Origin of the sequence: Cupriavidus sp. P-10 (assembly GCF_003402535.2) — a bacterium.
Taxonomy (GTDB): Bacteria; Pseudomonadota; Gammaproteobacteria; order Burkholderiales; family Burkholderiaceae; genus Cupriavidus.
Genome location: NZ_AP025172.1, coordinates 1,314,850 through 1,327,395 on the forward strand (window position 1 = coordinate 1,314,850; position 12,546 = coordinate 1,327,395).

Consider the following 12,546-nt stretch of genomic DNA (forward strand, 5'->3'; position numbering starts at 1 on the left):
GGCCGTGGCGACGATCCTCCCCGCCGCGCCGCGTCCACACCCGCAAGCGGATGCGGAACTGCCCGGCTTCCGTCCGCGCGGCCAGACCGTGCCGCTCGACTGGGCCCGGCTGCGCCGGTATCTCGCGGGGCTCGGCCATGAGCTGGACCTGTCGGAGATGCCAAGGCAGTTTGCCGGCGGCCTGGCGAACCTCAACTACCTGATCCGCCTGGACGGGCAGCCGTGCGTGCTGCGGCGCCCGCCGCCCGGCCCGCTGCCACCCGGCGCCAACGACATGGCGCGCGAGCATCGCGTGCTCAGCAGCCGGCTGTGGCTGCGCTTCCCACAGGCGCCGCGCAGCCTGTTGTACTGCGTCGATCCCGATGTCCTGGGCGCCCACTTCCTGGTGATGGAGTACCGGCCGGGCCTGACCATCGGCGCCGACCTGCCGCCGTGGCTGGACAGCCGCGTCGCCGGGCCGCGGCTTGCCCGCACGCTGGTCGACCTGCTGGTGCAGCTGCACGGCACCGACGCCGCCGAGGTCGGCCTGGATCACCTTGGCAAACCCGAGGGCTTCCTTTCCCGCGCGATCGATGGCTGGACGCGCCGCGCCGAAGCCCTCGACGGCGCGGCGCCTGGCATCGCCGTGCGCGAGCTGTCGCAGTGGCTGCGCACGCATTGCCCGCCGGACGCCAGGGCGACGCTGCTGCACTGCGACTTCAAGCTCGACAACATCGTGCTCGATCCCGCGACCCTGCGCCCGCGCGCCGTGCTGGACTGGGACATGGCCACGCGTGGCCACCCGCTGTTCGACCTGGCCACGCTGCTCAGCTACTGGACCGAGCCGGGCGACCCCGACGCCGTGCGCGAACTTCGGCAGATGCCGACCACCGCGCCGGGCTTCCCGTCGCGCGCGCAGGTCGCCGAAGCCTATCGCCGCGGCACCGGCTGCGACCTGTCGGACCTGCCGTTCCATCGCGTGCTGGCGATGTTCAAACTGGGCGTGGTCTTCCTGCAGTTGCATGCGCGCTTTCTCGCAGGCGCCACCACCGAGCCCCGTTATGCCCGCTTCGGTCACATCGGCCGTTCGATCCTGGATTTCACGCACGACATCGCGCGCGGACGCGCGAGCTAAGGCGGACAAGCACATCCGCAATACGGAGACAAGCCAGATGGATTTCACCTTACCCGAGCCGCTGCAGGCGCTGCGCCAGCGCACCGCGGCGTTTATCCGCGACGAGATCCTGCCGCTTGAGGCGGATGCCGGCCGCGGCGCGCATGGCCCCACCGAGGCGCTGCGCGTGGCACTCAACGACCGCGCGCGGAAGGCGGAGCTGCTGGCGCCTCACGTTGGCGAGCAATGGGGCGGCCTGGGGCTGTCGCATCTCGGCCGCGCGGTCGTGTTCGAGGAAGCCGGCTATTCGCTGCTCGGGCCGCTGGCGCTGCATTGCGCCGCACCCGACGAAGGCAATATGCACCTGCTGGAAGCCGTGGCCACGCCCGCACAGAAGGCGCGCTGGCTGCGCCCGCTGGCGGCAGCGGAGATCCGCTCCTGCTTCTGCATGACGGAGCCGCATCCCGGCGCCGGTTCCGATCCCGAGCTGCTGCAAACCACGGCCCAGCGCGACGGCGATGGCTACGTGATCCATGGCCACAAATGGCTGATCACCGGTGCCGATGGTGCTGGCTTTGCCATCGTGATGGCACGCGTGCCTGGCGAGGGCGGCGGGCCGACCATGTTCCTGACCGACATGCGCGTTCCGGGCATCCGCATCGGCCGCATCATCGACAGCATCGACCAGAGCTTTGCCGGCGGGCATGCCGAGGTGTTCTTTGAGGGTTGCCGCGTAGGACCCGACCAGGTGCTCGGCGAAGTCGGCCAGGGCCTGCGCTATGCGCAGGTACGGCTGGCGCCCGCGCGCCTCACGCACTGCATGCGCTGGCTCGGCGCCGCACGCCGCGCGCACGACATCGCCACCGCGCATGCACGTGAACGGCACGCGTTCGGCAAGCCGATTGGCGAGCATGAAGGCGTCGGCTTCATGCTCGCCGACAACGAGATCGACATGCACCTATGCCGCTTGTCGATCTGGCATACGGCGTGGCTGCTCGACCAGGGGCTGCATGCGCGGCACGAGTCCAGCATGGCCAAGGTGTTCTGCGCCGAGGCGATCTTCCGCGTGGCGGACCGCTGCATGCAAATACTGGGCGGGCTGGGCGTGACGCGCGACACGGTGGTCGAGCAGATCTTCCGCGAGGCGCGCGCGTTCCGCATCTACGACGGCCCATCCGAAGTTCATCGCTGGGCCATTGCGCGCCGCGTGCTGCGTACGGAGGGGGTGTGATGACCAACTATGCAACGCTGTTCGACCTGCGCGGCAAGGTTGCCGTGGTGACCGGCGGCGGCCGCGGCATCGGCCGCGCGATCGCGCAAGCACTCGCGGCACACGGCGCCGCCGTGGCGGTTTGCGGTCGCACCGCCGGCAAGCTGGCCGACGTGACCGACACCATCGCCAGCCACGGCGGCCAGGCGCTGGCGGTCACCGCCGACGTGGCCATCGACGACGACATCCGGCGCCTGCGCGACGCCGTGCTCGACCGCTTCGGGCAGATCGACATCCTCGTCAACAATGCCGGCATCGATCCGCACTATGCTTCGATGGAGCGCACCACCGCGTCGGAATGGCACCAGATCCTGGATGTCAACCTGACTGGCGTCTATCGCTGCTGCCGGGAGTTGGGCGCCGCCATGCTGCCGCGCCGCGAGGGCGCGATCATCAATATCAGTTCCATCGCCGGGCATATCGGGCTGAAGCGGCAGGTGCCTTATGTGGCTTCCAAGGGCGGCGTGGAGCAACTGACCAAGGCGCTGGCCCACGACTGGGCCGAGCAAGGCATCCGCGTCAACGCCATAGCCTACGGCTTCGTGCATACCGACCTGACCGCTGGTGTGGTCACGCATCCGCATATCGGCGCGAAGCTGCTGTCGCGGATCCCGATGGGCCGGTTCGGCAGCCTGGCCGACGTGCCGGGTGCCGCGGTGTTCCTGGCGTCGCCCGCCGCCGCGTACGTCACCGGCCACAGCCTGCTGGTGGACGGCGGCTGGACCGCCACCTGATAACTCCTGCGAGACCGCCATGACCTCCGCGCTGGAAGGACTGAAGATTCTGGACCTGACCCGCCTGCTGCCCGGTGCGTTCTGCACGCAGCTGCTTGCCGACTACGGCGCCGACGTGCTCAAGATCGAGCAACCCGGGCAAGGCGACTATAACCGCCAGTTCGCCCCGATCCACAAGCAGGAATCCGGGTCGTTCCTGCTGCTCAACCGCAACAAGCGCAGCCTGACGCTTGATTTGAAGGCGCCCGAGGGCAAGGAGGTGTTCCTGCGGCTCGCGCGCGAGGCCGACGTCGTGGTGGAAGGCTTCCGCCCCGGCGTGATGGAGCGCCTGGGGCTGCATTACGATGTGCTGGCCGCAGACAATCCGCGCCTGGTGTATTGCGCGATCTCCGGCTACGGCCAGGACGGTCCGCGCGCGCAGGCGGCCGGGCACGACCTCAACTACATGGCGCTCACCGGTGCGCTGCAGCTGTTCGGCACGCCCGAAACGGGGCCGATGGTGCCGGGGCTGTCGATCGCCGACGTCGGCGGCGGCTCGCTGATGGCGGCGGTCGGCATCCTGACCGCGCTGGCGGCGCGCGGTGCCAGCGGCCGCGGCCAGTTCGTCGATATCGCCATGACCGACGGCCTGGTGAGTTGGCTGTGCTATCACGCGGCGGACTACCTGTTCGGAGGCGTGGAGCCACGCGGGGGCGAGCGGCCGTTCATCGGCCAGGCGCCCTGCTACAACGTCTACCGCTGCGCCGATGACCGTCACCTGTCGCTCGGGATTATCGAGGCGCACTTCTGGCACCGCTTCTGCGACCTCATCGCCCGCCCGGACTTCAAGCCGATGCAATGGCCGACTGGCGAGGACGCCCTGCTGCAGAAGGCTGTCCTGACCTCGGTATTTGGTGCCGAGCCACGCGATACGTGGGTGGAGCGTCTGGCGGGGTCGGATATTCCGGCCAGCCCCGTCAACGCCATGGCCGAGGCCTTCGACGACCCGCAGCTGCGTCATCGGGGCATGCTGCAGCATCTGGACCACCCGGTCGAAGGACGCATCCCGCAGCTCGGCTTCCCGATCAAGTTCTCCGCGTCGCCTGGCAGCATGCGGCTGCCGCCGCCGCGGCTGGGCGAGCACAATGAATCCGTGCTTGCCGGACTCGGCTATACCGCCGACGAGATCGCGCACCTGCGCGAACGTGCCGTGATCTAGCGCCGAACCTTTACCCGATGCCAATGCAGGCGGCGCCATCGCAGCGCCGCAGGAGACAAGAAATGCCCGACCCGATGACGGCCTACGCCGACATATACGAGCGCTTCCGCTGGTCCCTGCCAGCAAGCTTCAATTTCGGCCGCGACGTGGTGGACGCGCACGCACGGCTGCAGCCCGACAAACTCGCCTTGCTGTGGTGCGACCACACCGGCGCCGAGCGCCGCTACACCTTTGGCGACATGCGCACGCTGACGAACCGCTGCGCCAACCTGCTGGCAGGCGCGGGCGTGCGCCGCGGCGACCGCGTGATCGTCATGCTGCCGCGCATTGCGCACTGGCAGATCGCGATGGTTGCTTGCCTCAAGCTGGGCGCGGTGCCGATCCCCTGCATCGAGATGCTGACGGCCAAGGACGTCGGCTACCGCATCGGCCATGCCGGCGCGACCGCCGTGATCGCGCATCGCGACAGCGTCGGCAAGTTCGATGGCATCCATGGCATCGGCACCCGCATCGCCGTGGGTGGCGCGCCCGACTGGCTCGACTTCGACGCGGCGCTGGCCGCCTGCAGCGACGAGTTCGCCTGCGCCGACCTGGCGCCGGACGAGCCGGCGATCCTCTACTACACCTCCGGCTCCACCGGCAACCCCAAAGGCGTGCTGCACGCCACGCGCGCTCTCTACAGCTGGCGCGTATCCGCCTGCCACTGGCAGGGCCTGCGCGCCGACGACCTAATGTGGTGCACTGCCGATACTGGCTGGAGCAAGGCCGGCACCAGCATCTTGTTCGGGCCGTGGTCCGCGGGTACCGCCGTGCTGTTCTACAACGGCCCGTTCGATCCGGCCGAGCGGCTGGCGCTGATCGCGCGCCACGGCGTCACCGTGTTCTGCGGCGCCGCGACGGAATTCCGCCACCTCGTCAACGCGCGCTTCGCCGATTACGACCTGAGACGGTTGCGCCTGGCCGTGTCCGCGGGCGAGGCGGTCAACCCGGAAGTGGTGCGCCGCTGGCGCGAGGCCACCGGCGTGGAACTGCGCGAAGGCTACGGCCAGACCGAAACGTTGATGACAGTGGTGAATCCACCCGGGGTACCCACGCGTGCCGGCTCGATGGGACTGCCGCTGCCGGGCTCGGTGCTGGCGATCCTGGATGAGCAGGGGCGTCCGCTGCCACCCGGCGCCAGTGGCCAGCTCGCGCTGCGACTGCCGCATCCGCAAGTGATGCTTGGCTACTGGAACGATGCTGCGCTGACCGCCACGACCCAAGCACAGCACAAAGGCACCGAATATTTCCTCACCGGCGACCTCGCGCATGCCGATACCGACGGCTACCTGTACTACGACGGCCGCAGCGACGACATCATCAGCTCGGCCGGCTACCGCATCGGCCCGATGGAGGTGGAGAACGCGCTGATCGAGCATCCGGCGGTGCTGGAGTGCGCGGTGGTCGGCAGCCCGGACGCGGAGCGCGGCGAGATCGTCAAGGCCTTCGTCACACTGCGGCCGGGCTTCACGCCGGACGATGCGCTGGCGCGCGCGCTGCAGGACCATGTCAAGCAGGTCACGGCACCCTACAAATATCCCCGCGCGATCGCCTTTGTCGACGCCCTGCCCAAGACCGCCAGCGGCAAGCTGATGCGGCGCCTGCTGCGTGAGCGCGAGTAGGCTGCGCACGGTGGGCCAAGCCATCCCGCATGAAAAACCCCCGCTATACGGAGTCATGATGCCAGTCGGAACCTATCGCTACCTGCCGCTTGAACGCGTGCATTTTGGCCGTCCCGCCGCGCAAGTGCTGGCTGAGGAAGCCAGCCAGCGCGGCGCCACGCGCGTGTTCGTGGTCAGCAGCCGCACCCTGAACCGCACCACCAGCGCAGTGAGCGGCGCCATCGCTGGCGTCCGCGACAAGCTGGTCGGCCTGTTCGATGCCTGCGTCGAGCACGTGCCGCGCGACGCCGTGATGGCCTTGGCCAGCGCGATGCGCGAGGTGCGCCCCGACCTGGTCGTCACCATCGGCGGCGGTACCGCCATCGATACCGTCAAAGTCGCGCTGGCTTGCCTGGCGCAGGACGTGCGCACGGCCGCCGCCATGGATGCCATTCGCGTGCGGGTCGATGCCGCCGGGCGGCCGCAGGTGCCACAGATCCCTGCGCCGCCGTGCCGGCAGATCGCGGTGCCAACCACGCTGTCGGCGGCGGAGTTCAGCGACCTGGCCGGCTGCACCGACCCCGTCAGCGGCAGCAAGCATCATGTCACCGCGAATGGCATCGGGCCAGCCAGCGTGATCCTGGATCCGGCAATCACGGTGCATACGCCATCGCAGCTCTGGCTGTCCACCGGCATCCGTGCGATCGACCATGCGGTGGAATCGGTCTGCTCGGTCGATGCGCAAGCCATGACGGACGCCACCTGCCTGCACGGACTGGCACTACTGGCTGCCGCCTTGCGCCGGCACCGGGAAGATCCGGCGGACCATGCGGCACGCCTGGACTGCCAGCTTGGCGTCTGGCTCTGCGCCAGCGGCGTCAACCGCGTGCGCTACGGCGCCAGCCATGGCATCGGGCACGTGCTGGGTGGCGCCCTCGGCGTTCCGCACGGCATCACCTCGTGCGTGCTGCTGCCGGCGGTGATGCGCTACAACCTCGGGGTGACGGCACCCGCGCAACGCGCGGTGGCGCGCGCGCTGGGACATGAGGGAGCCGACGCGGCTGGCCTGGTGTCCGCGCTGATCCATGACCTGGGCTTGCCGACGCGGCTGCGGGAGCTCGACATCGGGCCAGCGCAGTTCGAAACCCTGGCACGGCTGGCGCTGGAGAACCAATGGGTTCGCGCCAACCCGCGCCGCATCGACCGCGCGCAGCAGGTGGTCGATATTTTGCAGTCGGCGTGGTGAGGCGACAATGTCCCCACGCGTGAACTTTCGTAATCGCTGGTCTTCCGCACTTTGTGTGACGAAGGTGCGCTGGCGCGGAGGTGTTGACGAACGTAGGCGATTCCATGCGTGCGCACCCATCGACCGAGATTGTCGCCATGGGCCGGTGGGTTGCCTACTGCGAGACGGTCGAAAGCGCCGCTAGCAGCCAAGCAAGTCGCAAGCATTTTTTGTCCGACCATAGCGGGAATCGGAAGCCGCGCAGCAAGTGAAGGTCGGTGGCATAACCTTGTGCCGCAACCCACTCACGCTTATCGCAGCGCCTGAGCGATCAGCCACGCGGCTGGCGCTGTACGAGCGGGCGATGGTGCTACACAGGGGCGGCACGATGAAAGGTATCGCTTGTTCAGGCATCCGTGCGAACGATGCGTGACCGTCGGCCCGGCGCGTGACCTGATACCTTATTGGTTGGAGGACGCTGCCAAGATCCAGCGTCGTTGTAAAGTTACTTCCGCCTGTCCCAGCAAATGCATGTATACAAGGGTGTAGGCGGCCATGCTCAGGACAAAATCTGGTCGACTCGCTTCAGTCCACGCACCATCACCTGACGCATGCGTCCGACCGTCTTGACCCAGCCAAAACCTTGTTCGATCAGCTTGCTGTCGGGCGGCGCAAGCGCAAACCACGACCGCGGGTCGTCGGCATCGATGACTGGGCGATCGCGCGCGAGCTTTCAATCGACCAACGAACCGTGCGCAGGTTCGCCACTGGGGGGATTCCCCGAACATGCCGCCACGCCATCGCCGCCTGGCACGTGCGCCAGGCGATGGAGATCCTGAACGCGATGTTCGCGTGGTCGACCGAGGCGGGCTACCCGCGTTAATCCGCTCGCCCTCGCCCGCCGCCGGCGCGCCTCCACCCAGGCGCGCATTGCCCGCTATCTGAGCCATGACCTGTGGGAGACGGTCAAGGACACCGTCGCAGCAATGCCGACCGAGACGGGCCGGGAAAGGCTGCACGCGGCCCGCTGCCGCTGGGTGCTGACGGTGCTCTATCTGGGCGGCTTGCGCGCGTCAGCACTGACGGGCACCACCATGGGCGCGTTCTTCTGCCGGCACGAGGCCCAGGGGCATCGAGCGCTGGTGGCTGGCACCGATGAACTGATCGAGCCGAGCTTGCGCGCTACCGCTGCGCGCTTCGCACGGAATTGCGCTACCAAGAAGCTGGCCCGATTAGCGGGCTTTGCGGGCTTCCAAAGCCCTCGTCGCACCCCGACCGTACCAAGGATCTCTACCCTCGTCCCGAGGCCAGATTTAGCAGCTCCATTTCCGGATACATCCGGTCGATCTCCTCCAGATCCCTGAAGGTTTCCTCGAGAATCCAGTCACGCAGCTTCGCCACTGTCGGCCGCGGCGTGCCAGTGGGCTGCTGGACCAGATAGCAGCGCCGCTCTGTGACATGCGTTTGCCTGATTGCAGGCACTAGTGTGCCCAGCCGCAGCCAGTGCGAGACGACATTGAGCCAGCCCGGTGCGATGCCCTGGCCCAGCATCGCAGTCTGGATGACGATCGAATAGTCCGAGAAGTTCAGGCTGTACAGATCGAGCTCCCGCTGGCGCAGGCCTGGAAACAGATTCGGCCAGTCTCGGAAGCTGTCGGTCAGGTTGATGATGATGTCGCTGCCGTGCACCGGCTTGTCGCGGTAGCCCGGCGTGCAGACCGGCAGGATGATCTCCGGCATCAGCAGCGCACCCGCGTCGGGCCTCTCGTTGCCGGTAAAAAAGCGGATACCCAGGTCCACATCGTGCATCGAACCGCCCACCTTGCCGGAAATCAGCTGGAAGCGCAGGTCGACATTGGGAAAGTCCCGCCGCAGCTTCTCCATGCGCGGCATCATCCAGTGCGTCGTGAACGCGGTCGACACCGACAGGGTGATTGTCTCCATGCCGGTCGCCCGCGCCTCGATCTCGCTGATTGACGCCTCGATGGTATTGAACCCGGCGGTAATGGCTTGATGCAGCAGGCGGCCGTCATCGGTCAGCTCGACGCCGCCGCGCACCCGGTTGAACAAGCGCACGCCCATGCGCTCTTCCATGCGGGCCAGCATGCGGCTCACCGCGGGCTGGCTGACATACAGCTCCGCAGCCGCCTTGGTGAGGCTCCCGCAGCGCCCGGCGGCCTCGAAGACGAATAGTGCATTGGCGCTAGGCAGCTTGCGACGGAAATTGGCCATAACCTCAGATTATGCCTGACCCAACAATTGGGAAGTTGCCCGCGTGTCCCCCGTGTTCCTAAACTTTGGGCGTGTTACAGGGATTTTTGCACTAAGCGAGCTGTCTGGACGTCACCCAAGCCGGTTTCGTCCTGCGCCCGATCCTATTACATAGACGCAGTCTTGTCATACGCGACGACGCCACCAGGGAACCTTCTGCCATGAACGACCGCACCCAGCTTGACAACCTCATCGGCCCAGCAGAGAGCACGCGCATCATGGACGGACTGCGGCGGGGCTTTACCCGCCGTGACGTGCTCGCCATGTTTGCGGCCGGGGGCATGCAGCTAGCGCTGGCCGGAGGCCTGGCCGGCATGGCGGTTTCGGCGCATGCACAGACGCCGCGCCGCGGCGGCCGGATCCGGGTGGCCGGCGACAATGCTGGCGCGGGCGATACGCTGGACCCGGCCAAGCAGTCGAACAAGGTCGACTATTGTCGGTGCAACATGCTGTACAACGGCCTGACGTCGCTTGACGCAACGCTCGCGCCCCAGCCGGCGCTGGCCGAGTCGTTCACGTCCAGGGATGCGAAGACCTGGGTCTTCACGCTGCGCAAGGGCGTCACCTTTCACGACGGCAAACCCCTGACGCCAGCCGACGTGGCATTCTCCCTGATGCGCCACAAGGACCCTGCCACCGCTTCCAAGGCCAAGGTGCTGGCCGACCAGATCGACAGCGTTTCGGCCTCCGGCCCGAACGAGGTAACCGTGGTGCTGTCCGCGCCGAACGCCGACCTGCCGGTCATTCTGGGAACATTCCACTTCCATATCGTCAAGAGCGGCACCACCGACTTCAACGCGGGAATCGGCACCGGCCCCTTCAAGCTCAAGGAGTTCAAGCCGGGCGTGCGCTCGGTGGTGACGCGCAATGAGAACTACTGGAAGTCCGGCAAGCCGTATCTGGACGAGATCGAGTTCGTCGGCATCGGCGACGAGGGTGCGCGCGTCAACGCGCTGCTATCCGGCGACCTCGACCTGGTCACGACCGTCAATCCGCGTTCCGTTGCCCGCATCAAGGGTTCGCCAGGCCATACCGTGTTCGTCACGCAATCGGGCCAGTACACCGACCTGATCATGCGCAAGGACACGGGTCCGGGAACCAACCCGGACTTCGTGATGGGCATGAAGCTGCTGCAGGATCGCGAGCTGATGAAAAAATCCATCGCGCTCGGCTATGCACTGACCGGCAACGACCAGCCGATCGATCCGACCAACCGCTTCTATTCTCCGGGGTTGCCGCAACGCCAGTACGACCCCGAGAAGGCGAAGTTCCACCTGAAGAAGGCCAATCTGGGCAGCACCCCGATCCCCGTGGTGGCCTCGCCGGCGGCCATGTATTCGGTGGATATCGCACAGGTACTGCAGCAGTCCGCACGGCAGGCCGGTCTCAATCTCGATATCAAGCGCATGCCGGCCGATGGCTTCTGGTCGAATCATTGGCTGCAAAGCCCGGTGGGTTTCGGCTCCATCGTGCCGCGTCCAAACGCGGACACCATCCTCACGCAGTTCTTCAAGTCGGACGCGACCTGGAACGAATCGCGCTGGAAGGATCCAAAGTTCGACCAGTTGCTATCCGCGGCGCGCGCCGAAACAGATATGGCAAAGCGCAAGCAGATGTACGCCGACATGCAGGTGATGATCCACGAGGGTTCGGGTATCGGCATTCCGCTGTTCGTCGCCACCATCGACGGCCATAGCAAGAAGCTCAAGGGGCTCTCGTCGATTCCGCTGGGCGGCATGATGGGCTACTCGTTCGCGGAGAACGTCTGGCTCGAAGGCTGAGCCCGCCCGCTGGAAGATCCAGTTTTTCTTTCCACCACGGCCGCACGCCGTTGCGGCCGGGGACTCCTTTCGCTTTTTTTCGCTTCATTTTTCCGAGAGAGGCATCTGATGGCACTGCAAGACTTCAAGGTACTGACGTTCGATGTGGTCGGTACGCTGATCGACTTTGAAGGTGGCATGCTCGACTACTTCCGTCGCGTCGTGCCGGACAGCAAGATCACGGACGAGGAATTCCTCGCCGCCTACCGCCGGGCGCGGGCCGAAGACAAGACAATGTGGTACCCCGATGACCTGGAGCGTTGCTGGCACCTGATGGCGAAAAGCCTGGACTTGCCCGATTCCGACGCCCTCGCACAAGGGCTGCGCGACTCGGTGGTGCACTGGAAGGCATTCCCCGATTCCGTGGATGCGCTGAAGCGCCTGCGCAAACATTTCAAGCTCGTCGCGATGACCAACTCGCAGCGCTGGGCGCTGTCGCACTTCGAGAAGACGCTGGACTTTCCGTTCGACGACAGCAACACCGCCGACGATGCACTGACCGAAAAGCCTGATCCGCAGTACTTCGCCTATGCCCGCGGCCGCTATGACGCCAAATGGGGCTTCAAGCAGGAAGACAACCTGCACGTGGCGCAGAGCCAGTACCACGACATCGGCGTGGCAGACGCGCTCGGCCTGAAGACGTGCTGGATCGAGCGCCGCCACGCGCAGCCCGGCTTCGGCGGCACCATGGAAGTACCCGAGCTGACCGAGCCGAGCTATCACTTCCATTCGCTGACGCAGCTCGCCGACGCTGTCGAGGCCAACCAGTAAGTCCCTCCCTACCCCCTGGGCGCACACCGCGATATCGCGGTGTGCGCCCTTCGTCCTTGCGTATTGAAAATGCCCATCACGATCATCCCGAATGCCGCGCAATGCAACAAGCTGACCGACGATGGCCCGGTCGGTCGCCCGCTAAGCCAGCCGCCCTGCCGCACCAGCAGCCTGCGAGTCGCGCTCGAAGGCGCGGGCGAGAACCGCACCGGCCTGTGGGAATGCACTGCCGGATCCTACGAGCGGCAGGTGCCGGAAGCCGAGGTCATGCATATCCTGGCAGGCGCCTGCATATTCACGCCGACCGGCGGCGAGCCGATGCGCATCAAGGCAGGCGACACGCTGTTCTTCCCCGCCAACACGACCGGCACCTGGGAGATCCAGGAGCCAATGCGCAAGGTCTTCGTGATCCTGAAGTAAGGGCCGCGCGAAACGCGGGCGGACGCTCATCCAATGCTGCGATCGATGCGACGTCTCAATCTGTCGCCTTCGGGACTGCGTCCTTACGCGCTGATCCCCCTTCG

At 66.6% G+C, this 12,546-nt stretch carries 11 protein-coding genes and 1 pseudogene; 10 read left to right on the top strand and 2 right to left on the bottom strand.

Going from position 1 to position 12,546, the window contains the following annotated elements; all coding sequences use genetic code 11:
- Positions 1–4 precede the first annotated feature (4 nt).
- The 6 genes from CTP10_RS36065 (at position 5) to CTP10_RS36090 (ending at position 7,181) form a co-directional block, all read left to right on the top strand.
- Positions 5–1,114, top strand: coding sequence for a phosphotransferase family protein (locus CTP10_RS36065; protein ID WP_199414706.1), 1,110 nt, complete (start codon positions 5–7; stop codon positions 1,112–1,114).
- 37 nt (positions 1,115–1,151) lie between these two features.
- Positions 1,152–2,324, top strand: coding sequence for an acyl-CoA dehydrogenase family protein (locus CTP10_RS36070; RefSeq protein WP_116322801.1), 1,173 nt, complete (start codon positions 1,152–1,154; stop codon positions 2,322–2,324).
- On the top strand, positions 2,324–3,097 hold the full coding sequence (locus CTP10_RS36075) for an SDR family NAD(P)-dependent oxidoreductase (protein WP_116322802.1): 774 nt from the start codon (positions 2,324–2,326) through the stop codon (positions 3,095–3,097). Before CTP10_RS36070 ends, CTP10_RS36075 begins: the two co-directional genes overlap by 1 nt.
- Before the next feature lie 19 nt (positions 3,098–3,116).
- Positions 3,117–4,295: a CaiB/BaiF CoA transferase family protein gene (locus CTP10_RS36080; RefSeq protein WP_116322803.1), complete on the top strand. Its 1,179-nt coding sequence runs from the start codon at positions 3,117–3,119 to the stop codon at positions 4,293–4,295.
- Positions 4,296–4,357: 62 nt separating this feature from the next.
- Positions 4,358–5,956, top strand: coding sequence for an acyl-CoA synthetase (locus CTP10_RS36085; RefSeq protein WP_199414707.1), 1,599 nt, complete (start codon positions 4,358–4,360; stop codon positions 5,954–5,956).
- 55 nt (positions 5,957–6,011) lie between these two features.
- The gene (locus tag CTP10_RS36090; protein WP_116322804.1) at positions 6,012–7,181 is read left to right on the top strand and encodes an iron-containing alcohol dehydrogenase; all 1,170 of its coding nucleotides are present in this window, start codon (positions 6,012–6,014) and stop codon (positions 7,179–7,181) included.
- A 440-nt stretch (positions 7,182–7,621) separates the two neighbouring features.
- On the opposite strand, the pseudogene CTP10_RS36095 reads toward CTP10_RS36090, so the two are convergent.
- Positions 7,622–7,821 (bottom strand): annotated as a pseudogene (locus CTP10_RS36095) (hypothetical protein); the annotation flags it as partial.
- Between CTP10_RS36095 and CTP10_RS41475 the strand changes: the two are divergent.
- Positions 7,804–8,043 carry a hypothetical protein gene (locus CTP10_RS41475; RefSeq protein ID WP_442875252.1) on the top strand — a complete coding sequence of 80 codons (240 nt, stop codon included), beginning with the start codon at positions 7,804–7,806 and terminating at the stop codon, positions 8,041–8,043. The pseudogene CTP10_RS36095 and the gene CTP10_RS41475 overlap by 18 nt on opposite strands.
- Before the next feature lie 407 nt (positions 8,044–8,450).
- Here the strand turns inward: CTP10_RS41475 and CTP10_RS36105 are convergent, their stop codons facing one another.
- The gene (locus tag CTP10_RS36105) at positions 8,451–9,392 is read right to left on the bottom strand and encodes a LysR family transcriptional regulator (protein WP_116322805.1); all 942 of its coding nucleotides are present in this window, start codon (positions 9,390–9,392) and stop codon (positions 8,451–8,453) included.
- A 200-nt stretch (positions 9,393–9,592) separates the two neighbouring features.
- Between CTP10_RS36105 and CTP10_RS36110 the strand changes: the two genes are divergently transcribed.
- From CTP10_RS36110 to CTP10_RS36120, 3 genes are all read left to right on the top strand, one after another.
- On the top strand, positions 9,593–11,212 hold the full coding sequence (locus CTP10_RS36110) for an ABC transporter substrate-binding protein (RefSeq protein WP_116322806.1): 1,620 nt from the start codon (positions 9,593–9,595) through the stop codon (positions 11,210–11,212).
- Positions 11,213–11,320: 108 nt separating this feature from the next.
- On the top strand, positions 11,321–12,022 hold the full coding sequence (locus tag CTP10_RS36115) for an HAD-IA family hydrolase (RefSeq protein WP_116322807.1): 702 nt from the start codon (positions 11,321–11,323) through the stop codon (positions 12,020–12,022).
- Between the two features lie 69 nt (positions 12,023–12,091).
- Positions 12,092–12,442 (top strand): cupin domain-containing protein, encoded by a 351-nt coding sequence (locus tag CTP10_RS36120; protein ID WP_116322808.1) that lies wholly within the window; start codon positions 12,092–12,094, stop codon positions 12,440–12,442.
- Positions 12,443–12,546: the final 104 nt, after the last annotated feature.